The sequence below is a fragment of the Sellimonas sp. genome (assembly GCF_047234585.1).
GTDB classification, from domain to species: domain Bacteria; phylum Bacillota; class Clostridia; order Lachnospirales; family Lachnospiraceae; genus Sellimonas; species Sellimonas caecigallum.
The window spans coordinates 40,071-65,092 of sequence record NZ_JBKSWG010000012.1; the positions used below are offsets into that span (position 1 = coordinate 40,071).

The window sequence follows — 25,022 nt, forward strand, 5'->3', positions numbered from 1 at the left end:
ATACCGCCCTGTGTCCGTGCGAAGAACGGCAGGGCGGTATCTTAGTGTATAACACAATCCAGTCTATTGCAGTATAGTACCGTTCGGGGAAATGATTTTTACCTGGCATGGGATATCTTTTCCGGATGCTGCGACTGCATTTCGGACAGCGCGCTCGATTCCGCCGCAGCATGGGACCTGCATTCTTGCCACGAGGATGCTTCGGATGTCGTTCTGACTCAGGATAGCAGTCAGCTTTTCTGTATAGTCGATGGAGTCCAGTTTTGGACAGCCGATGAGAGTAACATGGCCTCGTATGAAATCATGATGGAAATTTCCGTAGGCATAGGCTGTGCAGTCCGCTGCGATCAAAAGATCGGCATTTTGAAAATAAGGTGCTGAAAGCGGTGCAAGTTTGATCTGTACCGGCCATTGGGTAAGCTGGCTGTCCAGTGAAAAATTTTGCGCCGAAGGATTTGAAGTTCCGGTGGCTTTTGCGGCCTGAGCGGCTTTTACGGCTGCTTCATCATAAGCCGGCGCTTCCCTTTCTTCAAAGGAGATGGCCCCCGTCGGGCAGGCAGGGAGACAGTCTCCAAGACCATCGCAGTAGTGTTCGCGCACAAGTTTTGCTTTTCCGTTTACCATATCAATAGCGCCTTCATGGCAAGCCTGGGCACAGAGCCCGCAGCCATTGCAGAGCGCTTCGTTAATTTTGATGATTTTTCGTATCATAGTCTTATTCCTTCCCTTCCAAAATGTTTTCAGAAATACGCTTGACTTACATGTATAAGAATAGTACACTCAGGAAAAAGAATCGGTTGTAATTACAACGGAGGTAGGAATGGAGAGAAAAAAATGGGTTCGGAATTGCCCGCTTTTTCGGGGAATCCCGGAGGAAGAAATGGAGATATTGCTGAAACGAATAAAGGCCTGCACCCGGATTTATCAAAAAGACGAGATCCTTCTGAATGTGGGGGATACAGTTCGCTCTTTCGGAATCGTGGCATCCGGGGAACTTTTTGTCATGAAGGAAGAGTATAGCGGGAGCACAGCCATGGTGGCACAGATTCTGTCTGGAGAATTGTTTGCGGAGGCATTTGCGGCGGGCGAAGCCTGCGCGACGGTCACGGTAATGGCGGCAGACAAGACAGAAGTTCTGTGGATTGATTACAGAGCGATGACGGAGACCTGTCCAGACAGCCCGGCACATAAGATCCTCATGAAAAATATGATGCAGATACTCGCGCGGAAAAATCTTTTTCTGACTGGGCGCATCTCCCACCTGTCCAGACGGACACTTCGGGAGAAAGTCCTTTCTTACTTGTCGGAACAGGCTTTAAAAGAAGGAAAAAAGAGTTTTGAGATTCCATTTGACAGACAGGGACTTGCTGATTATCTGGCGGCAGACAGGAGTGCGCTGTCAGCGGTGCTTGGAAAGCTGAAAAAAGAAGGTGTCTTGTCTTTTCGGAAAAATCAATTTGAGCTGCTGAAAGAAGAAGAACAGATAAAAATCTGATAAGATTTTCATAGAGAAATTTGAAAAGTCATGGTATGATATAAATTCAGGGCTAAAAGAAAGATATGATACAAGAAGGGATGTGATGGATATGACTGGAGGTTCCAAAAAAAGAAGAGAGACGGAAGTATATGAGAACTACTGGAAGTTTACAGCGGCATATACGAATCTGCTCGGAACGAAATTTCATAATTGCCTTTCTGTGACGGTCATGTTCATCGACAGCCACAAAAAGGAAATCCAAGAAAGTGCCGGAAAGAAAGATGGTAAGACGGAGGAGCTTTACCGCAGACTTCAGGAAAGAATCGTGAAAATGTGTGATTTTAAGGGAAAGGACGGCTCCTTGTCGGCCAGGAAAGCCATCAACCAGTTTGTGAAGATCGGTTTTATCAATCCATATATGGACGGGTATCATCCGCTTGTAAAAGAGTTCTTGCGGACGGAGGACAAAGAACGAAAGAGAGTTCTTTTTTCAAAGATTTTTTATGAGGCGTCCTCCCTTGCCTCCGATGTGACTGTGGATAAAAGAGAGCTGAAACACATGGCGTTTCTGCTGAAGACGCTGGATCTTTCCGGACCGCTGGATAAAGAAGACATCAAGGGACTGATGGTAACAGATATCCGGAATTTTGCGAAAGGATACCTTACGAGAAGCGAACTTAACAGTCAGATCCGCTATGCCGATTCCTGCGGTTTCCCGGATAGAAAATATAATCAGATCTCCCATCTGATCTCCCACCTGAAGCTTTTTGTGGATCTCTCCTACGACAGAGAAAATGAGACATTCCGTTTCGTAGATGATCCAGGGATCGCAGATGGCAGGGAGAGAGAAAACAAAAAGAGAGATGGAGTGCGCCATCGTATTTTTAAGGAGGAATTGAAGCAGGAATCGGAGCGCATCTATGGGAAACCGGTTTGCTACCTGGAAAAGATCCAGTATAAGACGCTGATCGCCTCCCACATCAAACCACTCCAGACCTGTCTGGATGAAGGGCGGGAAGATGAAGCCTATGATGTGGACAATGGAATTTTGATCAATCAGATTGCAGATTCGTACTTTGATAAGCAGGAAATCTCTTTTACCGACGACGGGGAGATTTTATTTGGAGATCGGGTGGAAGAAGCAGTAAGAGAACGGCTTGGAAGATACCGGCTGGACAGCGCAGTGATGAACGATAAAAGAAAACAGTATATGCGTTATCACAGAGCTTTGTTTTACAAAAAACAGGGCATCGATCCGGTCTCATCGGAATGTAAAGAGGAAAAGCCTCTAAAGCGTCCGACATATGTGGATCTGTTCTGCGGGGCAGGAGGACTGTCCTGCGGATTTGACAAGGCGGGATTTGAGAATCTTCTGGCCGTTGAGATGCATCCTAAGTATGCAAGGACATACCGGGAGAATTTCCCGGAGCATCCGCTCATCGTGGACGACATCAAAAACATCCCCAATGAGAAACTTAGCGCGGTCATAAAAGAGCGGGAAGTAGACGTTGTTATCGGAGGACCGCCTTGTCAGGGATTTTCCAAGGCCGGAAATATCGGCCGGACTTTTCTGGAGGATGAGAGAAATTATCTTTTTCTGGAGTTTGTGCGGGTCGTAAAACACTTAAAGCCAAAGATGTTTGTGATGGAAAACGTGGCTGCGATGGAAGTGCACAGGAAGGGCAAGACGATGGAGGATATACTGGAAGCATTCCGTGACGCAGGGTATATCGTACCGTGGCATGAAGTGCTGAACAGCGCCTGCTACGGCGTCCCGCAGGTGCGTCGCCGGATGGTCATGGTAGGATACCGAAAAGATCTGGTTGTAAATTTCTCCTATCCGGAGAAAGACAGCCGTATCCGAACGATTAAAGAAGCTATCGGCGATCTGCCGCCTTTGAAAAGCGGAGAGAAAAGCACGATCCCGAATCATGAGGCTATGAACCATTCCGTACAGATGCTGGAAAAGATGAGTTACGTAAAAGACGGAGGAGACCGGACGGATATCCCGGAACAATTGCGGCCAAAATCCGGGGATATCCGAAAATATATCCGCTATGACAGCCAAAAACCGTCGGTGTGCGTGACAGGGGATATGCGAAAAATCTTTCACTATTGCCAGAACAGGGCGCTCACTCCACGGGAGCTGGCAAGAATACAGACATTCCCGGACGATTTTATTTTTTATGGGACATCGATACAGATACAGCAGCAGATCGGAAATGCAGTTCCGCCGGAGCTGGCATACCGGATTGCCGTGCAGATAAGGGAGGCACTTCGAAATGTCTAAATATCCGAAAGTAAATTATATCGGGAATAAAGAAAAGCTTGTGGACTGGATTCTCCAGGAAATGCCGGTAAAGACAGGGAGTGTTATGGATCTGTTTGCGGGCGGGTGTTCGGTGTCTTATGCGCTGAAAAAAGAAGGATATGATGTGATTTCCAACGACATTTTGTACGCGGATTTCGTTCTTTGCAAAGCGCTGATCGAGAATATGGAAGGACAGATTTCAGCATCTGTGTTTGATATAGAGATTTCTCGGGGAATCATTGAAAAAGAGAAAGACAGGCTTTCTTTTCTTGCAGGGAGACTGTATTTTCCCGAGGAGATCGAAGAGCTGGCACGCCTCAAAGCTATCTCGGAAGAACTGGGAGGATATGAGCGGTATCTCTATCTGGCTCTTCTGCGCAGAGCTATGATCCGGAAGCTTCCATATTCACGGATGAATGTTCCATGGGATCAGATCCGGATCCTCAGAGATGAGGAATACAGCTACCGAAAATACGGGAGAAGGCGGGCATACCATAACCAGACTTTCGAAAGTCACATGAGAGAGAATTTGTCATCTTACAGCCAGGCAGTCTTCCGGGGGCGTGGAAATTGTATTGCCAGAAGGGAAGATGCTGCGGATCTTGTAAAAGAGCCGGGACGCTTGGATGTTGTGTATATTGACCCGCCATATCCTTCCACCATGAATAATTATGATGCGTTCTATGGTTTGTTCGACGAAATGTTTGGAAAGAAAAAGGAACATGCTGACTTTACCAAAAAACAGACGTTTCTTTTTCGACTGGAGGAGCTTGTAAAAGAACTGCGGGGAAAGACCGGATATATCCTTTTAAGCCAGAACAGTCGGGTTCGCCCGGTTCCGGATGAGATGGAAAAGATGCTTTCAAAATACGGGCGTGTGACACGGAAAGAACGGCCGCACAACTATCAGGTAACAGGGAAAATTAACAAAAAAGGAAGCAATGAACTTCTTTTTTTAGTAGAACTGTAAATTGCTTGCAATTTTCACACAAATACGATAGACTAATGCTATAGAGTGTTAAAGAGCTGAAGTACAAACTTTAGCGGAAGGAGTTAGAGCAATGGGATATGAAAATTTGAATGAAAAAATGCTTGATATGAAGGACGAAATTTTCGCATCCATCAAAGAAAGCATAGCGATCGAAAGTGTGAAAGGAGAGCCAGAGGCGGACGCACCTTATGGAAGAGGTCCGAAAGAGGCGCTGGATCATGCGCTTGCGCTGGGAGAAAAGCTGGGCTTTCGGACAGGAAATCTGGACAACAAAGTAGGCTGGATCGAGTACGGCGAAGGCGAAGAGATGGCAGCAGTGCTGGGCCATCTGGATGTTGTCCCGATCGGAGAAGGATGGAACTATCCTCCTCTCGCCTGTGAAGTACATGATGGAGTGATGTACGGACGGGGAATTCTTGATGACAAAGGACCTGTGATCGGTGCCATCTATGCGCTGAAAGCAATCCGGGATCTTGGACTTCCGATTGACCGCAGACTTCGCGTTATTTTCGGCACAGACGAGGAAAATGGATCTTCCTGTGTGCAGCATTACATTGAAGCGGGCGGAGAAAAACCGACGATCGGGTTTACGCCAGATGCAGAGTATCCGGTCATTTTTTGTGAAAAAGGCCAGTCATTCTGGGAAGTGACAAAGAAGATAGAGAATCCGTCCAAAGTGAAAATACTGTCCATCGATGGAGGTACAGCGAAGAATGTAGTAACGCCGAAGTGCACTCTTGTAGCGGAAGGAGAGATTGACGTCAAGGAAGCGGAAGGCATTACTGTGACAAAGGCGGACGGAAAGACAGTGGTCGTAGCGGAAGGAAAAGGGGCTCACGGAAGTACACCGCATCTTGGAATCAACGCTGCAAAGAAACTGTTTGAGGCAGTCAAAGATTCCGGTATTGACGGAGATGTAGGGCAGATGATGGCATTCATCCTGGAAAAAATCGGAGCAGAGACAAATGGAAAGTCTCTGGGAATCTGTTACAGTGACGAGGAGACAGGGGAAACGACAGTCAACCTGGGAGTTGTGAAAGTGACGGAAGAAGAGATCTTCTTTACACTTGATATCCGGTATCCGAAGAGTGGAAACAGAGAAGAACTGATCGCGAATGTAAAAAAACACGCGGAAGAATACGGTCTGAACGCGAATGTCGAGGCGGAAGGAAAACTCCTCTATGTTCCTAAAGATTCTGAACTTGTACAAAAACTGACGGGAGTCTACAGAGCACAGACCGGAGCGGATGATGAGCCGATCGCTATCGGAGGCGGTACATATGCAAAAGCGTTTGACAATATGGTAGCTTTCGGACCGATCTTCCCGGGAGATCCGGATGTGATCCATCAGCCGAACGAATGTGCAGACGTGGATAAATTAATGAAATCATTCCAGATCGTTGCCGCTGCAATGTATGAGATCGCTCAGAAATAGAAAACTTTAATAAAAAGTCTGACAAATTTGGTATATCAGAAAAGGCCTTCGCATGAAATGTGCAAAGGTCTTTTTATAACAAGGAGGTTTTAGTTTGAGACTGATTTTCAAGTATCTGAAAAGATATAAACTTCTTTTTTGCCTGAATGTGCTGTCTGTATTTGGCTTTGCGCTGGTGGAACTGGGAATTCCAACCATTGTATCAGATATGATCGACAAAGGGGTAGTAAATCAGGACAAAACGTATTTGATAAGAATGGGGGGAATGATCGTGCTGATCTCCGTGATCGGTGTGGCCGGCACGATCCTTTTAGGTTACTGCTGTGCCAGGATATCTACCAATGTTGCACACGATATCAGACAGGATGTATTCCGGAAAGTGCAGACACTGTCTCACAGCGAGATGAATGAGATTGGTGTGGCATCCCTGATCACAAGAACAAACAACGATGCCTTCCAGATCATGATGTTTATGAACGTGATCCTGAGGACTGCTGTCCTTACCCCGGTCATGATTTCAGTAAGTTTCATACTGATAATGATGACATCGCTGAAATTGTCAATGATTATTCTTGCTACCGTCCCGCTGATCATCATCGGGGTGGTTATCGTAGGGAAAATTTCCTCACCTATCAGTGAGAGACAGCAGGGATCACTGGATTCCATCAACCGGATTTTCAGGGAGAACCTCACAGGAATCCGGGTTATCCGATCCTTTAACAATGACAGCTATGAGTCGGAGCGGTTTGACAACGAGAACGTAAATTTTATGGTGCAGTCTAAGCGGCTGTTTAAACTGATGTCCTCCACAGAGCCGATCTTCTTTCTGCTTATGAATGTGGCGGTCATTGGAATCTACCTTGTCGCAAGTTTTATGATCGATGACGGTGCACTGCCGGTGGGGAAACTGGTAGCCTTTATGGATTATATGTTCCACGCAATGTTTTCCGTTCTCCTGTTCTGCCTTGTATTTATGATGTATCCGAGAGCAAATGTATCTGCAAAGCGGATCATGCGAGTTCTAAATACTGAACCGGGAATACAGAACCATCCGAAAGAGGGAGCAGAGGAAAAGGAGAAAAGCGTTGTGTTTGACAATGTGACTTTCGTCTATCCGGACGGAGAGGAGGCTGTGCTCCAGAATGTATCTTTTGAGGCACACGCCGGACAGACTGTGGCTTTTATCGGAAGTACAGGATCAGGAAAAAGCACGCTGATCAAGCTGATCCCGCGATTTTACGATGTGACATCCGGGAAGGTGCTTGTAAACGGTGTCGATGTACGGGAGATGGACATGTATGCACTGAGGGATAAAATTGGGTATGTATCCCAGAAGGCAAACCTGTTCAGCGGGACCATCGCGGACAATATCAGATTTGGGAAAAAAGAAGCGACAGACGATGAAGTCATCCATGCGGCAAAGGTGGCACAGGCGTACGACTTTATCATGGAAAAGCCGAACGGCTTTGAAGAGAAGATCGCGGAAGGAGCAGGTAACGTGTCAGGCGGACAAAAGCAGCGGCTTTCCATCGCTAGAGCGCTGGTGCGCAAACCGGAGATCTATATCTATGACGATTCCTTTTCGGCGCTTGATTTCCGGACAGACGCCCGTCTCAGGGGAGAACTGAAAAAAGAGATGACAGATGAGATCGTCCTGATCGTGGCGCAGAGAGTTTCCACTATCATGGATGCAGATCAGATCATTGTTCTCAATGAAGGAAAGATTGCAGGGAAGGGAACGCACAGGGAGCTCCTTGAAAACTGCAAGATATATTATGAGATCGCCGCCTCTCAGTTAAGTGAGGAGGAACTGGCCTATGAATAGAAAAGTAAGCTGGAAAGTATGTATAAAAGGAGTACTGGCTTTCGCAAAGCCATACAGGACAAAATTTTTTGTGGCGTTTTTTATGGTCATTTTGTCCACGGCTATCTATACAATGAATCCAACGGTCGAAGGGATGGTCACAACACAGCTTGCAGATGACGCAGCAAAGATCATGGAGGGGATACCGGGCGCTCATGTGGATTTCCAGAGAGTGTTCCTGATACTGACGCTTTTGATCACTTGTTTCATTGTAAGGGCACTGGCTCTTCTTATTTCGGCGTTTTTCCTCACAAATGCCATCCAGCATATGATGCATGATATCCGGGGAGCACTTCAGAAAAAGATCCAGAAGCTTCCGGTGCGATTTTTTGACGATCATGCATTTGGGGATGTCCTGAGCTGTGTGACAAATGACGTGGATACGCTGAGCAATGCATTGCAGCAGACACTTACCAAAGTGATTACCGGAGTACTGACATTCATCCTTGTCATTATCATGATGTTCCGGATCAACTGGATCATGACACTCCTTGCACTTGTCATCATCCCTCTGACAGCGCTTATCACAAAACTGTTTGTCGGACGCTCGCAGAAACTTTTTGACAGACAGCAGACGACTGTCGGGGAACTGAACGGAACCATCACGGAGCTGTACGGGGGCTTCAATGAGATCATCGTGTACAATAAACAGGAGGATACGATACAGAAATTCGAGGATGTCAACAGGAGGATGAGAGATTCTGCGTTTCAGGCACAGTTCGTGTCTTCTTTGATCTCGCCTTTTGTGTCATTTATCACTTATGTGACGATCGGAGCTTCAGCTGTTGTAGGCTGCATTCTCGTCATTCAGGGAACGATCAAAATTGGGGATCTCCAGGCGTTCATCCGTTATATCTGGCAGATCAATGACCCGCTGTCACAGGTATCTCAGTTATCCGCCCAGGTACAGTCGGCTTTTGCGGCACTTGGTCGTATCTTTACGATGCTGAATGAAGAAGAGGAAGACCAAGGCGGCGAAAAACATGTGGCGAAAGACCGGATGAAAGGGACAGTGACCTTCGACCATGTGCAATTTGGCTATGGAAAAGACCTTCTGATGAAAGATGTCAATATGGATGTCAAGAGCGGACAGATGGTGGCTATTGTAGGTCCGACAGGGGCAGGAAAATCGACGCTTATGAATCTGCTGCTTCGCTTCTATGACGTAAAAGGGGGATCCATCAAGGTTGACGGTGTAGATATCCGTGATATGCCAAGGGAAGAACTACGATCCATGTTCTCACTTGTGCTCCAGGATACGTGGCTTTTTAAAGGATCGATTTACGAAAATATCCGGTACGGAAGACTGGATGCTCGCAAAGACGAAGTGATAGGGGCCGCAAAGATGGCCAATGTCCATCATTTTATACGGACGCTCTCACATGGGTATGATTCCTTGATAAACGAGGAAGCAAACAATATTTCCCAGGGCGAAAAGCAGCTCCTTACGATAGCGAGAGCGATCCTGAAAGACCCGCAGATTCTTATTCTCGATGAGGCCACTTCTTCTGTGGATACTCGTCTTGAGAAAATGCTCCAGGAGGCGATGCAGCGAGTTATGGAAGGCAGAACGTCCTTTGTCATCGCACACCGCCTGTCCACGATCCGGGATGCGGATCTTATCCTTGTTCTAAAAGACGGCGATATCGTGGAACAGGGAACACATGAAGAGCTGCTGGAAAAGAAGGGAATGTACGAGAAGCTGTACCATTCTCAGTTCGCCGGTCAGAATTTTGATGAAATGGACTAGATAAGCAAAGGAGGAACGAAAGGCATGGGCGGAAGGAAGACAGAAAGCGGAATACCAAAATATCAGCAGATCGCGGCAGATATCGCGTACAAGATTGTTGACGGAACATACCAGGAAGGCAGGAAGATCTATGCACGGTCCTCGATCGGAAGCCAGTACAGCGTTTCTTCGGAGACAGCCCGAAGAGCCATGTGCATTCTTGCAGACTGGGATGTTGTGGAAGTCGAAAAGAACAGCGGAGTGGTAATCAAATCGCTGGACAACGCAAGGAATTTTCTGCAGCAGCAGGAGCAGACAAAGTCTATCCAGAATCTGAAACGGAACATTCTGGACAACGTAGAGCGTCAGCAGGAGGAAACGAAGGAACTCTATGGATATCTGACAGAGCTGATCAAACAGATTGAGTGCTACAGGGCGACGAATCCGTTCATTCCATATGAGCTTGTCATCAAGGAGGACACGCCGTATCTGGACAGGACGGTGGGCGAAGTTAATCTCTGGCAGGAAACCTTTGCGACGGTCATAGCGATCCGCAGAAACGGGACATTGATGATGTCGCCGGGACCGAAGGCGGTGTTCCGTCTCAATGATATTTTTTACTATACAGGAGATGACGAATGTCCAGAAAGAGTAAGAAAATTCATGTATCCGAAACAAGTAGGCGACAAATAGAACAAGACAGAGATGGGAGCAGATATGAAGAAAGAGACAATCAAAAAAGTAGCTGGAAGACTTACGGAAAACTACCGGACGGAGGAGCTGTTCATGCCGAAAAACGGCAGACAGCTTCCGGACAGGAGCAAAGTGATCGATATTTTAAGAGAACTGAAAAATGTGGTATTCCCAGGGTATTTCGGAAAGGACAGCACAATGGAGCTGGATGCGTCCTACTATGCGGGGTATCGGCTGAACCATCTGTATGACGCCCTGCGAGACCAGATTGAGATCGCGCTTAAGTACCAGAGAAATGAGGAGACAGATGAAGAAGTCAAAGACCGTGCAGAACAAGTGACAGATACATTTTTTGACAGGCTTCCGAATATTCAGGAAAGCCTTTTGAAAGATGTACAGGCAGGATTCGACGGCGATCCGGCGGCTCAGAGCAAAGAAGAAATCATTTTTTCTTATCCGGGGCTTTTTGCCATTTATGTATACCGGCTTGCTCATGTATTATACCAGGAAAAAATACCGTTTATCCCGCGGATTATGTCTGAGTATGCCCACGGAAGAACAGGCATTGACATCAATCCGGGAGCAACGATCGGGGAATATTTCTTTATCGATCACGGTACCGGTATCGTGATCGGGGAGACGACAGTCATCGGCAATAATGTCAAGCTTTATCAGGGGGTAACCCTTGGAGCGCTTTCGACGAGAAACGGACAGCAGTTGGCGGGGATAAAACGGCATCCTACAATTGAAGACAACGTGACAATTTATTCTAATTCCAGCGTTCTTGGCGGGGAGACAGTCATCGGCGAACACTGTATCATCGGAGGAAATACGTTCATTACCCGGTCCGTTCCGCCTTATACAAAAGTAAGTGCAAAAAGTCCAGAGCTTGTCTTTAAAACGCCAAAGGAGAAAAAAGCTATCTGGGAATGGGAAAATTAGAAACAGACTTTACCGCGCTTATGGAAAGTAGTACAATAAAAGCAGAAAAAGGAAAGGGAGGATGAAGTTATGGGACAGGAATTGATCACAAAGTTGAAAGAAGTAAAACAGGCACTTGTGAATCTGGATCTCCAGGGGGAAGAATGGGAAGAAAAACAGGAAGTCCTCCAAAAGCTGGAAGAAGTTACTTCCTATGTGAAAGATGCAATGGGAAAAGGAATCTTGTAACATGAGACAAAAGATAAAGGCGCTTGTGTTTGACATGGACGGCTTGCTTTTTGATTCTGAGCGGGTCGTCCAGAAATCGTGGGAAAAGGCTGGAGAAAAACTTGGCTATCCCGGTATCGGGCAGCATATTTACAATACTCTGGGATTTAATGTGGTACGCAGGACAGAATATTTCAGGCAAGTATTTGGAGAGACATTTCCGATGGACGAGTTTAACGAGATGACGCGGAAGATCTTTCAGGAAATCAAAGAAAAGGAAGGAGTGCCGCTGAAACCGGGGGTAAAAGAGATTCTGGACTTTGGAAAAGACAGAGGCTGGCGTATGGCGGTAGCCACATCCTCCAGAAGAGAATACTCCCTGGAGCTTTTGAAAACAGGAGGGATACTCCACTATTTTGATACTGTATTATGCGGAGATATGGTAACGAAAGCAAAGCCGGACCCGGAGATCTACGAGAAAGCGTGCAGTCTTCTCCATGTCCTTCCGGAAGAAGCGGTAGCCCTTGAGGATTCTCCAAACGGAATCCGGGCCGCTTTTGCGGCAGGAATGTGCCCGGTCATGGTTCCGGATCTTGTGGAGCCAAACGAAGAAATAAAAAAGCTGTACCAAATAAAAGTAAAGACGCTTTTGGAAGCGAAGGAAGAACTGAAAAAACTGGCTGACACTTAACATAGATGAAAGTGTCGGCCAGTTTTTGTGGAGAATACTGTGAAAGCTGTTCTGCAGACCGGTTGTCCCGTCCGGATGAGGGGAAATCGACTTACGCAGGGAGCCCGGCAAACCGCACGGCGCAGGACTGAAAAGATTCAATCTGACGCTTCAGATCTTCCTGCTGGATATCCGACAAGGATTCCAGCAAACGATCCTGTGAATCGCGGACAGCGGCCGCGTTGAACGGAGGTATGAGTGCGAAATCACTGTACGCCCGAAGTCTCTGAAAATAGAGGTTCAGCTCCGGGGAGTCTTTTTCTTTCAGTGAAAGCTCGTACATGAAGTGTGTATCCGAGGCGTCCGTATTTTCACATTTCAGACAGATCCACTTCCCGAGATAGTAGTATTCACTTCCGATCCTGTATAGAAATCCCGGGCGGGATATAAAATCTGTATGGTTCATGGCAGTTCCTCCCTTCCAGATTGTATCAGCCGTTTAAAATCACTTGTTTTAAAGAAAGATCCTCGTTCAAAAGTACAAGATTTGCAATCTTGCCAGGGGCGATGCTTCCATATCGGTCGTCAAGATGAAGTGCGCGGGCAGGATTGATCGTGGCACATCCGACGGCATCTTCCAGTGGGATGCCCATTTCTTTTACAGCTGTACGCATACAGTCGGCAAGATTTGTGACAGATCCGGCCAGGGCGCCGTTGGAAGTCAGGGTTGCATGTTTTCCTTTTACTGTCACATCCAGGCCGCCAAGTGTATAGGAACCGTCCGGCATGCCGGTGGCGCGCATACTGTCGCTGATCAGACAGATCCTGTCTGCGCCCATCATTGCAAACGCAGCACGCACCATGGATGGATGGATGTGCACGCCGTCACAGATCAGTTCGGCAAAGACATGTTTGCTGTCAAATACGGCACCGACCACTCCAGGTTCTCTGTGGGTAAATGCAGGCATGGCGTTAAAAAGGTGGACAGCATGGCAAGCTCCGGCATCATAAGCCGCTTTTGCGGCATCATAAGATGCATTGGTATGTGCAAGAGAGACAGAAACTTCATCTTTGACATCGCGGATGAAGTCGAGAGTCTTTTCTGTGTTGCGTTCCGGGGCTACTCCGATGAATTTTATAAGCCCGCCGGCTGCTTCCTGGAATTCGCGGAAGATGTTCTCATCACAAGTAATGATATTGCGTGCATCCTGGGCGCCTTTTTTCTCCACGCTGATGAACGGACCTTCCATGTTCAGCCCGGCCAGATGGGCGCCGCTTTCATTTTTGTATGCCGCAGCGGTAGAAAGCACTTCCTTCAGTTCTTCTACCGGAAGGGTCATGGTAGCAGGACAGATCGTGGTCACGCCGATGGAGGCCTCATACTCTGCAATCGTACGGATCGCTTCCGGATCATTGTCGCACACATCAGCGCCTTTGCATCCGTGGAAATGGATGTCGATCAGTCCCGGGATGGCGTAGGCGCCTTCGCCGTCGATCACTTCGGATGTATCAGAAACAGACTTCTGAAACAGACCGTTTTCAATATAGATTTCCCCGTCACGGAAAATCTTGTCTTCGCCATATACTTTTACATTTTTTATGATCATTTTCAAAATCTCCTTTTATTTAAACTTTTTAAAATGCGCTCCCAGACAGATGTCCGTGATAGAAAACTCATTGCGCAGAAAGGAAAGGATGCGGCAAAACAGGATTTCCATGTTGCCGCATCCTTTTGCTATGGTCTAATGAGGAATTTTTGAAAAAGCTGCCTTGTCGCCGACGATTGTCACGTCCGGATGGAACTGCAGAATGGATGCAGGTACCTCTGGTGTAACAGGGCCAAAGAAAGCTTTTGCCACGATATCTGCTTTGTCTTCGCCGCTTACGACAAGCAGGATCTTTTTCGCGCGCATAATCGTGCCGATTCCCATTGTGTAAGCCTGTCTAGGTACATCATCAGCGGAAGCAAAAAAACGTTTATTTGCCTCGATAGTGCTTTCCTGGAGATCTACACAATGCGTAGCCTGCGGGAAATCACAAGCAGGTTCATTGAAGCCGATATGTCCGTTGTGGCCAAGGCCGAGAAGCTGAAGATCGACTCCGCCGAGGGAAGCGATCACTTCTTCATAATGTGCACATTCTGTCTCACTGTCTTCTTTTGTTCCGTCTGGAATGTTTGTGTTTTCCGGGCAGATATTGACATGGTCGAAGAGATTCTCATGCATGAAATAGTAGTAGCTCTGGTCGTTATCGCGTGTAAGACCTTTGTACTCATCAAGGTTGGCAGTTTTTACCTGTGAGAAATCAAGATCTCCATTTTCATACTTTTCGATCAGGCGTTTGTATGTGCCCACCGGAGAAGAACCGGTAGCAAGGCCGAGGACACAGTCCGGCTTTGTCACGATCTGGGCAGCGATGATATTTGCTGCTCTCTGGCTTAATGCATCATAATCTTTTTCTTCATAAAATTTCATTTTTTCGGATCCCCCTTTAGAATGATACTTACAGTATAGCATATATATTTTGAATGTACTTTCAGAAAGAAAATTTTTCAAAATATTCCGGCAGATGAAAATCAGGAGATCCGGATATGATCGGGGCAAAAGAAGCGTAATGTTCCAACGCCGGAGTCTCCGAAATCTTGTAAAAGTTCGCGGAAAATGTCTGTTCCTGGAGGAAGAAGTCTGTTCCATAAACGTCTTTAAGAAGCGTGATGGGCAGGCGAAAAGAAGCTTCCCAGAAAGTGGGATATATGTTTGCGCGAAGGCTTACCATCTGGCACTGGCGCGGGGTAAACAGCACCCGCCCGGAGCGGCTTCTTCCGTGCATAGCCAGTAATGCACCGTTTGCATTGAATTCGATATTGATATAAGGTCCGTCATCTGATCCGAAGAGAAAAAAAGCCTCCATTGCGCTGTCTCTGTATACTGGAGAACCGTTTTCCGTATAGGTGCACAGAGGGTTCGATTCCTCACAGCGCATGGAAATGTAAAATCCATCATTCTCTATGTAACCGATTTTGCCGGTTGTTCTTGGAATCGATTTGGTTCCCCACAGAAGATGGGTAAGCTCGAATGCTGTCCCATTTTCCGGGAGATGCTCCGGGGATGAGATTGTATGTACTTTCATCTATCTGGACTCCCACCTTCCACTGGCACCGCACGGCAGGACAAGCCCATTTGCGGATACCGGGAGGCCGATTTCCTGCGCATCCACATGTCCGTCTCTTCCTTTGAGTTCCGTACTGAGCATATAGGTAAGGACGGAAGGGGCAAGTCCGGTTGTGTAAGAGTTGATCAAAAAGAAGAGGGCGTCGTCCGATAGTATTTCGGTACATCTTTTGATCAACGGATGAATGGCATCCTCGATTTTCCAGATTTCTCCTTTTGGTCCCCGACCGTAGGAAGGAGGATCCATGATGATGGCATCATAATGATTGCCGCGGCGAATCTCGCGCTCAACAAATTTCATACAATCATCTACAAGCCAGCGGATAGGGGCGTCCGAAAGTCCGGAAGAAGCGGCATTTTCTTTGGCCCATGTGACCATTCCTTTTGACGCATCCACATGGGTAACATGTGCGCCTGCCGCTGCGGCAGCCAAAGTTGCACCTCCAGTATAGGCAAAAAGATTCAGTACTTTGACCGGGCGTCCGGCTGTGCGGATTTTCTCAGAAAACCAGTCCCAGTTTACTGCCTGTTCCGGGAAGAGCCCAGTATGCTTGAAGCTGAATGGCTTCAGATTAAAAGTAAGGTTTTTATAATGTATCTGCCACTGTTTCGGCAGATCGATAAATTCCCATTCACCGCCCCCTTTTTTGCTGCGATGATAACGGGCGTTCGGACGCCTCCAACCTTTGTGAGTCTTTTCCGTATTCCAGATGACCTGAGGGTCCGGACGGACAAGGAGAAAGTCCCCCCATCGCTCCAGCTTTTCTCCGCCGGAGCAGTCAATCACTTCATATTCTTTCCAACCGTCTGCAATCCACATAAAACGAATCCTTTCTTTTCTTTAGTAGGTTTCATTATAGCAGTTATAAAAAGAAAGCTCAATATTGATTTTATCTATGAATACTATAGAAAAAAGTGATTGGAAAATCCGTTTACCCTTCTTTTGCGAAGTGTTAAAATAAAACCAGTGTATAAATCCAAATATGAACGAAAAATCGAAAGGCGGAACAAATTATGATAAAAGTAAATGCGATCGGAGATAACTGCCCGATTCCGGTAATCAAGACCAAAAATGCGATGAAAGAACTGAAAGGCCCGGACACGATCGAAGTGTTGGTGGACAATGAGATCGCAGTGCAGAATGTGACAAAGATGGCGCAGGCATCCGGCGGAAAAGTTACATCCGAGAAGACTGCGGAAAAAGAGTACCGGATTCTGATTGAGATGGAGGGAACTCCGGAGAAAGAAGAAGGGGAAGAAGTGTCCTGCATGCCTGATAAGAGGGGAGATATGATCGTGGTTGTATCTTCCGACAAGATGGGAAACGGAAATGATGAACTTGGGAAGGTCCTGATGAAGGGATTTCTTTTTGCTGTAACACAACTTGAAGAACTTCCGAAGACAATGCTTTTCTATAATGGAGGAGCGACGCTTACAACGGAGGAATCAGATTCTCTGGAAGATCTGAAAAACCTTGAAGCTCAAGGGGTTGAGATCATGACCTGTGGGACATGCCTTGACTACTATGGATTGAAAGAAAAGCTTGCTGTTGGCGGCGTCACAAATATGTACAGTATCGTTGAAACAATGGCAAATGCGGGGAAAATCATAAGGCCATAAGAGCGTCCGCTGCGGACAGCTGCGTGAGACAAAAAGAAGGTGCAGGGGAAAGTTACTTCTGCACCTTTTTATTGCACTTTGTCAGGTTTATGGTATAATAAAAAAGTTATAAATATTTTCTATAAGTCAGTACACGATGTTTGGAAAGGAGTGGGGAAATGATGAAAGATGTTAAGCTGACTCAGATGACTAAGACTGCGGGGTGAGCGGCCAAAATAGGTCCGGAGACCCTTGCCCAGGTACTGGGCAAGCTGCCGAAATTTCAGGATGATAATCTTCTGGTAGGAATCGAGACATCAGATGATGCAGCTATTTACAAGATCACGGATGATATCGCAATGATCCAGACTGTCGATTTTTTCACTCCGATCGTGGACGATCCGTATATGTTCGGACAGATTGCAGCGGCCAATTCACTGAGTGATGTGTGGGCCATGGGTGGAGAGCCGAAAGTTGCTTTGAATATCGTAGGATTCCCGAACTGCCTGGATCCGTCGATTCTGGGAGAAATCCTCAGAGGAGGGGCGGATAAGGTAAAGGAGGCGGGAGCGGTGCTAGTGGGCGGGCATACGATCCAGGATGATGAGCCGAAATACGGGCTTTGCGTGTCAGGTTTTGTGCATCCGCAAAAGATATTCAAAAATTACGGGTGCAGGCCTGGAGACAAGCTGATCCTCACAAAACAGATCGGAAATGGTATTGTAAACACGGCCATCAAGGCTGATATGGCGTCCGCACGTGCGATCCGGGAAGCGGAGATCGTCATGTCTTCCCTGAATAAAAAGGCGAAAGAAGTGGTAGACAGATATGACGTCTCGGCATGTACCGATGTGACCGGATTTGGACTTCTTGGACATGGAGCAGAGATGGCGACGGCAAGCAATGTCTGCTTTGATCTTATGCTCTCGAATATCCCGTATTTTGCAGATGCGGTTTCCTATGCCAAGATGGGGCTTATACCGGCGGGAGCATACAAAAACCGGCAGCATTCCGGGAAATATGTAGACGTGGGAAAGGCGGAAGAATACGAGGTAGATCTCCTCTACGATCCGCAGACATCAGGAGGACTCCTGATCAGTGTCGCACCTGATCAGGCAGACGCAGTAATGGAAGATTTTGAAAAAAAAGGAATGGATACCAAAGTTGCGGTAATCGGGGAAGTAAGAGAAAAAGATCCGGACGATACGACTTTTATCCGGCTCTTATAAAGCATACCCCGTGCACGCGCTCTGGATGGGAAAGAAGATGGAAAAAAATTTATTTTACCGCAGTATTCCGAAAGTGGATATACTGCTTGAAGAGGAACAGATCAAAGAGGCGATCGAAGTCTATGACAGAGATACGGTCATGGAGGCGATCCGAACAGAGATGGAGGCGCTCAGAGACCTCATTAGAGAAAGCGATGATGAAGAGGAGATCAGACTCGGAATCGACAGCCTGATTTCGAACATTGTCAACACTGTAAAAAAAATGCACACTCCGGATATGAGGCCGGTCATCAATGCCACAGGCACGATCCTGCACACCAATCTCGGGAGAGCGCCTATCAGCAGAGAACATTTAAATCGAATCGCTGATGTGGCCTGCGGTTACTCAAACCTGGAGTACGATCTGGAAGCCGGAAAACGTGGAGAGAGATATTCGCATTTTGAGAAACTTTTGTGCAGGATCACGGGTGCGGAGGCTGCTATGGCGGTCAATAACAATGCTTCCGCAGTAATGCTGATCTTAAGTTCTATGGCAAAAGGCGGAGAAGTTGTTGTATCCAGAGGAGAACTTGTAGAGATCGGAGGGAAATTCCGGATCCCAGACGTGATGGAACAAAGCGGAGCTTCCCTTGTGGAAGTGGGGACGACAAACAAGACACATTATTCCGATTACGAAAATGCCATCACGGAAGAGACGAAAGCGCTTCTGAAAGTACACACGAGCAATTACCGGATCGTGGGATTTACGGAGAGTGTTCCGATTGACGGTCTGATTCCGCTTGGGGAAGCGAATGATATCCCGATCATTGAAGATCTTGGAAGTGGAGTGCTCATCGACCTTTCAAAATACGGGCTTACATATGAACCGACAGTCCAGGATTCCATACGTAAGGGAGCGGACGTCGTATGTTTCAGCGGGGACAAACTGCTTGGAGGCCCGCAGGCCGGAATCATCGTGGGAAAGAAGAAATATATTGATCAGATGAAGAAAAATCAGCTGACCCGGGCGCTTCGAATCGACAAGTTTACAGCCACAGCGCTGGAGCTGGTTCTCCAGGAATACTTAAGCGAAGAGAATGCCATCAAAAAAATCCCGGTGCTTCGGATGATCACAAAGACAAAAGAAGAAGTGGAAAAAGATGCAAAACGCTTTGTAAGGCTTTTGAAGTCACGAAAATTGCAGGCCGCGGTCTGCGTGCAGGAGTGCGAATCCCAGATCGGCGGAGGATCTCTTCCGATGGAGCGGATCAGCAGCATGGGTGTCGTCATCAAGCCGTATGCCATGACTGTGCCGGAGCTTGAGACGGCTATGAGAAAATTGGATATCCCGATCATCCCAAGAGTAGTAAATGACACAGTTTTGATGGATGTAAGGACAATGGACAAGGAGCAGATGTCGCTTGCTGCGGATGAGCTTGCGGGTATTCTCGGAGAAGAGAAGAAAGTAAAAAGAAAATAAGGATGAGACATATGAAACATATTATTATAGGTACGGCAGGTCATATCGATCACGGTAAGACAACCTTGATCAAAGCTCTGACAGGAAGAAACACAGATCGCTGGGAAGAGGAGCAGAGAAGAGGTATTACCATAGACCTTGGATTTACGTATTTTGATCTGCCAAACGGGGATCGGGCAGGAATTATCGATGTACCGGGGCATGAGCGTTTTATCAACAATATGGTGGCCGGTGTCGTAGGTATGGATCTTGTCATGCTGGTCATCGCGGCAGATGAAGGGATCATGCCGCAGACAAGGGAGCATATGGACATTCTGGGCGAACTTGGGATCGAAAAGAGTATTATCGTTCTGAACAAGTGCGATCTTGTGGATGAAGAATGGCTGGAACTCGTAGAAGAGGAAGTAAAAGAGGAACTGAGCGGCACTTTCCTTGAAAACGCGCCGGTTGTAAAGGTGTCGGCGGCCACGGGAGAGGGGCTCTCGCAGCTGATAGAGACAATACAGGAGATGACGGAGAATGAAGTGACGGAGAAAGATATCCACACGATACCGCGTCTTCCGATCGATCGTGTCTTTACACTCTCCGGATTTGGTACGATTATAACCGGTACACTTCTTGCCGGAACAATTCGCAAGGAAGATACCTTGTGCATGTACCCGATTGGAAAAGAATGTAAGATACGCAGTATCCAGGTGCACGGGGAAAGTGTGGACACCTGTTATGCAGGGCAGCGAGTGGCGATCAATCTGTCTAATGTGAAAAAGTCGGAGATCCGGAGAGGATGCGTACTGGCACCGCTAAACAATATGAAAAATACAGAATTGCTGGATGTAAAGCTGAATGTGCTGCCATCTTCCATGCGCATTTTGACCAACCATGCGAGACTGCATTTTTTCAGCGGTACAAGCGAGATTCTCTGCAGAGCAGTGCTGCTTGACAAAGAAGAAATCGGACCGGGCGAAAGCGGATATGTACAGCTCCGACTGGAAGAGGAGATTGCGGTGCGAAGAGGCGACCGGTTTGTTGTGAGATTCTATTCTCCGATGGAGACGATTGGCGGGGGAGTCGTACTTGAACCAAACCCGAAAAGGAAGAGAAGGTTTCAGCCGGACGTGATCGAGGAACTGCAGCGCAAAGAATCAGGTTCCTCTGCGGATGTGATCGAACTTCACGTAAAACAGCATGAGGAAACGCTGGTAACGGCAGCAGAACTCGCAAAGATCACGGCTCTTTCTCCGGAAGAAGTCAAAGAAGATATAAGCCAGCTTGAGGAGCAAGGCACTGTCCTGACATTCCCGATGAAGAAAGATCTTTATGTATGGCATAAAAGTTCCGCTGAAAAGAAAAAGGAAATGATCACAAAAGAGCTGGCAGCTTTCCACAAGGCACATCCATACCGGCCTGGTATGGCGAAGGCAGAAATCCACGGAAAATTTATGAAACAGGTCAAACCGAACGTGTTCGATATGTACATTGAAAATCTGATCAAGGAAGAATCGATAGGAAGACGGGGAGAATTTCTGCATTGCTTCGGATATGAGATCCCGCGGGATGCCATATTTGAGAAAGCTGCCGGGACAATTCTCGGCGCAATGGAAAAAGCAGGATATGACTTTGTCCGTTTTTCGGAGATTGAGTTTCCAAAACTGCCGGAAGGGACAAAAGAAGATGTGCTTCAGGTGCTGACTGCTGAGGGAACCGTTGTCAAAGTCAACGATGAAATGTATACACTGGCATCTTTGATGGAGGAAGCGAAAAAGAAGATACAGGAAAAACTGAAAAAAGACGGTCTTATTACCATCGCGGAAGTGCGTGATATGTTTGCAACAAGCAGAAAAAGTGCGAAACCGATCCTGGAATATATGGATACATTGAAGATCACAAAGAAAGCAGGAGCAGAAAGCGAAAGGATTGCATACGTATGAATTTAAAACAACTGGAAGCATTTGTGTGTGTGGCAGACAGAAAAAGCTTTTCCAGAGCGGCAAAAGAATTGTTTTTAACTCAGCCTACGATCAGCGCACATATTGCTTCGCTTGAAAAAGAACTGGATGTACGTCTGTTCATTAGAAATACAAAAGAAGTCAATCTGTCTGAGGATGGAAAAACACTTTACAAATATGCAAGACAGATGATCGATCTGGAAGAACAGATCGAGGCGTGCTTCGTCGGGGAAAAACAGCAGGAGGGAAGAAAGATTTCTATCGCTGCGTCCACGATCCCGGCACAGTATATTTTGCCTCGCATTCTTTCAAAATTTAATGAAAAATATCCGCGGGAGCAGTTTAAAGTAGTGGAAAGCGACAGTGCAAAAGTCGTGGAACTGGTTGCAGGGGGAGCGGCAGATGTCGGGTTTACCGGCACTGTGCTTGAAAAAAAATTTTGTAAATATATTCCGTTTTATAAAGACGAGCTTATCATTATCATGCCGAATACGGAAAAGTACGAGAAGCGTGTAAACGAGCAGAATCTGAATTGGATCACAGAAGAAGCCTTTATCATGAGGGAAGAAGGATCCGGTACGCGAAAAGAGGCGGAAAAGCAGCTGAAAAAGGCTGGAATTGACACAGAGCAGCTCAACATTGTTGCAAGCATGGGTAACCAGGAAGCTATCAAACGTTCTGTGATCAGTGGTATGGGTATTACGATTATCTCAAAGCTTGCTGCGGAAGAAGAGATCCGAACAGGGAAGGTGCTTTGGTGTCCGATGCCGGATAAATCGGATGGAAGAGATCTGAATATCGTATACAATAAAAATTTCCATCTGTCCAAGTCGGCGGAGCGCTTTATCAGGGTAACAAAAGAGATGTACGGAATAGACAAAAAGTAAAAATGTTTTGATAAAAGACAGGCCTACTTATAGATATTGCCTATAAGTGGGCCTTTTTTTGCCTTTTTTCGATTAGACGGTAATGGGAGAAAAAGCTATACTTAAAGTTAGGTGATTAAGGGGGAAAACAAAAATGATTTATCTTGACAATGCAGCGACAACGATGCATAAACCTCAGGCGGTTATTGATGCAGTCGTAAATGCTATGAACTCTATCGGAAATGCCGGAAGAGGAGCTAATACAGCTTCACTTGGGGCTGCAAGACTTATATATGAGACGAGGGAAAGGCTTGCCGGAATGTTTGGCGCGGAAAGCCCGAAGCAGATCGTATTCACATCTAATTCCACGGAAAGTTTAAATATTGCCATAAAAGGACTGATAGATCCAGGAGATCATGTGATCACGACGGTGCTGGAACACAATTCTGTGCTGCGCCCGCTCTATGAACTACAGGAAAAGGGCGTGGAAATCACTTTCCTGGAAAGCGATGAAAAAGGCTGCGTACGTTACGGCGATTTTGAAAAAGCAGTGAAAGACAATACAAAAGCCATCATCTGTACGAACGGATCCAACTTGACCGGAAATCTTGTGGATATACAGAAGGTTGGAGAGATTGTGGAAAAATACGGACTTTTGTTTATCGTAGATGCTTCCCAGACCGCGGGGGTATTTCCGATTAATGTAAAATCCATGCATATCGACGTGTTATGTTTTACAGGACATAAAGGTCTTTTGGGACCGCAGGGAACCGGTGGCATGTATGTGCGGGAAGGACTTTCGGTCCGTCCGCTGAAAAGCGGGGGAAGCGGAGTGCAGACGTACAACAGAAAGCATCCGAAAGAAATGCCGACTGCTCTTGAGGCCGGGACACTCAATGGGCATGGTATCGCCGGACTTCATGCAGCGCTTGGATACATAGAAGAGACCGGAATGGACCATATCAGGGAAAAAGAACAGCTTCTTATGAGGATGTTCTACGAAGGAGTAAAAGATATTCCTGGAGTAAAAATATACGGGGATTTTTCTTCCTATAACAGGTGTCCGATCGTGACACTGAATATCAGAGACTACGATTCTTCCGAGGTAAGCGATGAGCTTCTTATGACATATGATATTTCCACGAGACCGGGAGGACACTGTGCGCCGCTGATGCACGAAGCGCTTGGAACAGTGGAACAAGGTTCCGTAAGGTTCAGCTTTTCGCATTTCAACACGGAAGAGGAAATCGCAGCTGCCGTTAAGGCAGTGCAGGAATTAGCAGAGGAATAGGAGGAAGAGTTATGAATTTATCAGACTCAAAGAAGAAACTAGCCATTGCCGGGATAATCTGCGGATTAATTGCAGCCGTCCTGGCAAAAATGGGGAACCCGGCCAATATGGCCATGTGTATCGCATGTTTTGTGCGTGATACGGCGGGGGCTTTGAAGCTCCATTCGGCAGCGGCCGTTCAGTATGCGCGTCCGGAAGTGATCGGAATCGTGATCGGAGCGTTTGCGATCTCACTTGCAACGAAAGAATACCGTTCTACTGCCGGATCTTCCCCGATGATTCGTTTCATACTTGGAATGATCATCATGATTGGTTCACTGGCATTTCTCGGATGCCCGCTCCGTATGGTACTTAGAATGTCTGCAGGTGATCTGAATGCATGGGTGGCTCTCATCGGCTTTGCGGCAGGTGTTGCCACAGGCGCCTTTTTCCTGAAAAAAGGATTCAGCCTTGGGAGAGCACACGAAACAAACTTTGCGAGTGGGACGATCCTCCCGATCCTGATGGCAGGGATTTTCGTGCTGAGTGTCTGCACGACACTTCTTGCAGCCAGTGAAAAAGGGGCAGGTCCGGGAGCATTGCATGCTCCGATCGCGGTTTCACTGATCGCAGGTCTTTTATTCGGGGCTGTTGCACAGAAATCCAGAATGTGTTTTGCGGGGAGCATCCGTGATATCATTCTTGTAAGAAGTTTTGACCTTATATCCGTCATTGCCGGATTGTTTGTCGTTATGCTTGTCTTCAATATCGCTACGGGAGGATTTCATCTGAGTTTCACAGGACAGCCGGTGGCACATTCCGCACATCTGTGGAATATCCTTGGTATGTATGCTGTGGGATTTGCGGCAGTTCTGGCAGGAGGATGTCCACTGCGTCAGCTTGTATTGGCAGGGCAGGGATCATCAGACGGGGCAGTAACAGTACTGGGTCTGTTTGTCGGAGCAGCAGTTTCACACAACTTCGGTCTTGCAGGCGCAGCTGCAGCAGCAGCTACAGCAGACAAGCCGGCAACAGCAGGAGGAGTAAGCACAGCAGGACAGGTTGCGGTCATCATCTGTATCGCGGCATGTTTCCTTATCGCTCTTACAAATAAGAGAAAAGGGACAAAATAGCTGGCTTTTTCGTAACTGATATGATATGCTG

23 protein-coding genes are annotated in these 25,022 nt (G+C 47.0%); 17 read left to right on the forward strand and 6 right to left on the reverse strand.

The window, feature by feature from the left end; translation table 11 throughout:
• Positions 1-63: 63 nt before the first annotated feature.
• Positions 64-711, reverse strand: coding sequence for an ATP-binding protein (locus ACLROL_RS06495; protein ID WP_087201501.1), 648 nt, complete (start codon positions 709-711; stop codon positions 64-66).
• A 109-nt stretch (positions 712-820) separates the two neighbouring features.
• Here ACLROL_RS06495 and ACLROL_RS06500 point away from each other — a divergent pair, with 109 nt between their 5' ends.
• From ACLROL_RS06500 to ACLROL_RS06545, 10 genes are all read left to right on the forward strand, one after another.
• Positions 821-1,495 (forward strand): Crp/Fnr family transcriptional regulator, encoded by a 675-nt coding sequence (locus ACLROL_RS06500; RefSeq protein ID WP_221919750.1) that lies wholly within the window; start codon positions 821-823, stop codon positions 1,493-1,495.
• 85 nt (positions 1,496-1,580) lie between these two features.
• A complete protein-coding gene (gene dcm, locus ACLROL_RS06505; RefSeq protein WP_221919751.1) occupies positions 1,581-3,767 on the forward strand; it encodes a DNA cytosine methyltransferase in 2,187 nt (728 codons plus the stop codon).
• Complete coding sequence (locus ACLROL_RS06510) at positions 3,760-4,758, forward strand: DNA adenine methylase (RefSeq protein ID WP_087201505.1); 999 nt, start codon at positions 3,760-3,762, stop codon at positions 4,756-4,758. Before dcm ends, ACLROL_RS06510 begins: the two co-directional genes overlap by 8 nt.
• Positions 4,759-4,849: 91 nt before the next feature.
• Positions 4,850-6,214, forward strand: coding sequence for a dipeptidase PepV (gene pepV, locus ACLROL_RS06515; protein WP_287449301.1), 1,365 nt, complete (start codon positions 4,850-4,852; stop codon positions 6,212-6,214).
• A 94-nt stretch (positions 6,215-6,308) separates the two neighbouring features.
• On the forward strand, positions 6,309-8,039 hold the full coding sequence (locus ACLROL_RS06520) for an ABC transporter ATP-binding protein (protein WP_087209844.1): 1,731 nt from the start codon (positions 6,309-6,311) through the stop codon (positions 8,037-8,039).
• Complete coding sequence (locus ACLROL_RS06525) at positions 8,032-9,828, forward strand: ABC transporter ATP-binding protein (protein WP_087201511.1); 1,797 nt, start codon at positions 8,032-8,034, stop codon at positions 9,826-9,828. Before ACLROL_RS06520 ends, ACLROL_RS06525 begins: the two co-directional genes overlap by 8 nt.
• A 24-nt stretch (positions 9,829-9,852) precedes the next feature.
• On the forward strand, positions 9,853-10,500 hold the full coding sequence (locus tag ACLROL_RS06530) for a GntR family transcriptional regulator (RefSeq protein ID WP_087201513.1): 648 nt from the start codon (positions 9,853-9,855) through the stop codon (positions 10,498-10,500).
• 24 nt (positions 10,501-10,524) lie between these two features.
• Entirely contained in the window at positions 10,525-11,442 is a 918-nt protein-coding gene (epsC, locus tag ACLROL_RS06535; protein WP_087201647.1) for a serine O-acetyltransferase EpsC, read from the forward strand.
• Positions 11,443-11,511: 69 nt separating this feature from the next.
• A complete protein-coding gene (locus ACLROL_RS06540; protein WP_204244050.1) occupies positions 11,512-11,670 on the forward strand; it encodes a hypothetical protein in 159 nt (52 codons plus the stop codon).
• Between the two features lies 1 nt (position 11,671).
• On the forward strand, positions 11,672-12,340 hold the full coding sequence (locus tag ACLROL_RS06545) for an HAD family hydrolase (protein ID WP_087209841.1): 669 nt from the start codon (positions 11,672-11,674) through the stop codon (positions 12,338-12,340).
• A gap of 91 nt (positions 12,341-12,431) precedes the next feature.
• On the opposite strand, the gene ACLROL_RS06550 is transcribed toward ACLROL_RS06545, so the two are convergent.
• The 5 genes from ACLROL_RS06550 to ACLROL_RS06570 form a co-directional block, all read right to left on the reverse strand.
• Positions 12,432-12,785: a hypothetical protein gene (locus ACLROL_RS06550; protein ID WP_087201517.1), complete on the reverse strand. Its 354-nt coding sequence runs from the start codon at positions 12,783-12,785 to the stop codon at positions 12,432-12,434.
• Positions 12,786-12,810: 25 nt separating this feature from the next.
• Positions 12,811-13,926, reverse strand: a complete 1,116-nt coding sequence (gene nagA, locus ACLROL_RS06555) for an N-acetylglucosamine-6-phosphate deacetylase (protein WP_413067519.1) — start codon at positions 13,924-13,926, stop codon at positions 12,811-12,813.
• Between the two features lie 135 nt (positions 13,927-14,061).
• Positions 14,062-14,793, reverse strand: a complete 732-nt coding sequence (nagB, locus tag ACLROL_RS06560) for a glucosamine-6-phosphate deaminase (protein ID WP_087201521.1) — start codon at positions 14,791-14,793, stop codon at positions 14,062-14,064.
• Between the two features lie 61 nt (positions 14,794-14,854).
• Entirely contained in the window at positions 14,855-15,448 is a 594-nt protein-coding gene (locus tag ACLROL_RS06565; protein WP_287449292.1) for a carbohydrate-binding family 9-like protein, read from the reverse strand.
• Positions 15,449-16,309 carry a class I SAM-dependent methyltransferase gene (locus ACLROL_RS06570; protein WP_087201524.1) on the reverse strand — a complete coding sequence of 287 codons (861 nt, stop codon included), beginning with the start codon at positions 16,307-16,309 and terminating at the stop codon, positions 15,449-15,451.
• Positions 16,310-16,503: 194 nt separating this feature from the next.
• On the opposite strand from ACLROL_RS06570, the gene yedF reads away from it, so the two are divergent.
• The 7 genes from yedF to yedE all read left to right on the forward strand — a co-directional run bounded on the left by yedF (position 16,504) and on the right by yedE (position 24,991).
• Positions 16,504-17,109: a sulfurtransferase-like selenium metabolism protein YedF gene (gene yedF / locus ACLROL_RS06575; protein ID WP_221919757.1), complete on the forward strand. Its 606-nt coding sequence runs from the start codon at positions 16,504-16,506 to the stop codon at positions 17,107-17,109.
• A gap of 161 nt (positions 17,110-17,270) precedes the next feature.
• The gene (gene selD, locus ACLROL_RS06580) at positions 17,271-18,317 is read left to right on the forward strand and encodes a selenide, water dikinase SelD (protein ID WP_413067524.1); all 1,047 of its coding nucleotides are present in this window, start codon (positions 17,271-17,273) and stop codon (positions 18,315-18,317) included.
• A 37-nt stretch (positions 18,318-18,354) separates the two neighbouring features.
• The gene (gene selA, locus ACLROL_RS06585; RefSeq protein ID WP_413067520.1) at positions 18,355-19,776 is read left to right on the forward strand and encodes an L-seryl-tRNA(Sec) selenium transferase; all 1,422 of its coding nucleotides are present in this window, start codon (positions 18,355-18,357) and stop codon (positions 19,774-19,776) included.
• Positions 19,777-19,787: 11 nt separating this feature from the next.
• Positions 19,788-21,704 (forward strand): selenocysteine-specific translation elongation factor, encoded by a 1,917-nt coding sequence (gene selB / locus ACLROL_RS06590; protein WP_413067521.1) that lies wholly within the window; start codon positions 19,788-19,790, stop codon positions 21,702-21,704.
• The gene (locus tag ACLROL_RS06595) at positions 21,701-22,609 is read left to right on the forward strand and encodes a selenium metabolism-associated LysR family transcriptional regulator (RefSeq protein ID WP_087201532.1); all 909 of its coding nucleotides are present in this window, start codon (positions 21,701-21,703) and stop codon (positions 22,607-22,609) included. Before selB ends, ACLROL_RS06595 begins: the two co-directional genes overlap by 4 nt.
• A gap of 133 nt (positions 22,610-22,742) precedes the next feature.
• Entirely contained in the window at positions 22,743-23,879 is a 1,137-nt protein-coding gene (locus tag ACLROL_RS06600; RefSeq protein ID WP_413067522.1) for an aminotransferase class V-fold PLP-dependent enzyme, read from the forward strand.
• A gap of 11 nt (positions 23,880-23,890) precedes the next feature.
• A complete protein-coding gene (gene yedE / locus ACLROL_RS06605; protein ID WP_087209825.1) occupies positions 23,891-24,991 on the forward strand; it encodes a YedE family putative selenium transporter in 1,101 nt (366 codons plus the stop codon).
• Positions 24,992-25,022: the final 31 nt, after the last annotated feature.

What these genes read in the sequence shown, in the direction of transcription:
- ACLROL_RS06495 (WP_087201501.1), bottom strand. Translation starts at nt 711, where the DNA reads ATGATACGAAAAATCATCAAAATTAACGAAGCGCTCTGCAATGGCTGC.
- ACLROL_RS06500 (WP_221919750.1), top strand. Translation starts at nt 821, where the DNA reads ATGGAGAGAAAAAAATGGGTTCGGAATTGCCCGCTTTTTCGGGGAATC.
- dcm (WP_221919751.1), top strand. Translation starts at nt 1,581, where the DNA reads ATGGATATGACTGGAGGTTCCAAAAAAAGAAGAGAGACGGAAGTATAT.
- ACLROL_RS06510 (WP_087201505.1), top strand. Translation starts at nt 3,760, where the DNA reads ATGTCTAAATATCCGAAAGTAAATTATATCGGGAATAAAGAAAAGCTT.
- pepV (WP_287449301.1), top strand. Translation starts at nt 4,850, where the DNA reads ATGGGATATGAAAATTTGAATGAAAAAATGCTTGATATGAAGGACGAA.
- ACLROL_RS06525 (WP_087201511.1), top strand. Translation starts at nt 8,032, where the DNA reads ATGAATAGAAAAGTAAGCTGGAAAGTATGTATAAAAGGAGTACTGGCT.
- ACLROL_RS06530 (WP_087201513.1), top strand. Translation starts at nt 9,853, where the DNA reads ATGGGCGGAAGGAAGACAGAAAGCGGAATACCAAAATATCAGCAGATC.
- epsC (WP_087201647.1), top strand. Translation starts at nt 10,525, where the DNA reads ATGAAGAAAGAGACAATCAAAAAAGTAGCTGGAAGACTTACGGAAAAC.
- ACLROL_RS06540 (WP_204244050.1), top strand. Translation starts at nt 11,512, where the DNA reads ATGGGACAGGAATTGATCACAAAGTTGAAAGAAGTAAAACAGGCACTT.
- ACLROL_RS06545 (WP_087209841.1), top strand. Translation starts at nt 11,672, where the DNA reads ATGAGACAAAAGATAAAGGCGCTTGTGTTTGACATGGACGGCTTGCTT.
- ACLROL_RS06550 (WP_087201517.1), bottom strand. Translation starts at nt 12,785, where the DNA reads ATGAACCATACAGATTTTATATCCCGCCCGGGATTTCTATACAGGATC.
- nagA (WP_413067519.1), bottom strand. Translation starts at nt 13,926, where the DNA reads ATGATCATAAAAAATGTAAAAGTATATGGCGAAGACAAGATTTTCCGT.
- nagB (WP_087201521.1), bottom strand. Translation starts at nt 14,793, where the DNA reads ATGAAATTTTATGAAGAAAAAGATTATGATGCATTAAGCCAGAGAGCA.
- ACLROL_RS06565 (WP_287449292.1), bottom strand. Translation starts at nt 15,448, where the DNA reads ATGAAAGTACATACAATCTCATCCCCGGAGCATCTCCCGGAAAATGGG.
- ACLROL_RS06570 (WP_087201524.1), bottom strand. Translation starts at nt 16,309, where the DNA reads ATGTGGATTGCAGACGGTTGGAAAGAATATGAAGTGATTGACTGCTCC.
- yedF (WP_221919757.1), top strand. Translation starts at nt 16,504, where the DNA reads ATGATAAAAGTAAATGCGATCGGAGATAACTGCCCGATTCCGGTAATC.
- selA (WP_413067520.1), top strand. Translation starts at nt 18,355, where the DNA reads ATGGAAAAAAATTTATTTTACCGCAGTATTCCGAAAGTGGATATACTG.
- selB (WP_413067521.1), top strand. Translation starts at nt 19,788, where the DNA reads ATGAAACATATTATTATAGGTACGGCAGGTCATATCGATCACGGTAAG.
- ACLROL_RS06595 (WP_087201532.1), top strand. Translation starts at nt 21,701, where the DNA reads ATGAATTTAAAACAACTGGAAGCATTTGTGTGTGTGGCAGACAGAAAA.
- ACLROL_RS06600 (WP_413067522.1), top strand. Translation starts at nt 22,743, where the DNA reads ATGATTTATCTTGACAATGCAGCGACAACGATGCATAAACCTCAGGCG.
- yedE (WP_087209825.1), top strand. Translation starts at nt 23,891, where the DNA reads ATGAATTTATCAGACTCAAAGAAGAAACTAGCCATTGCCGGGATAATC.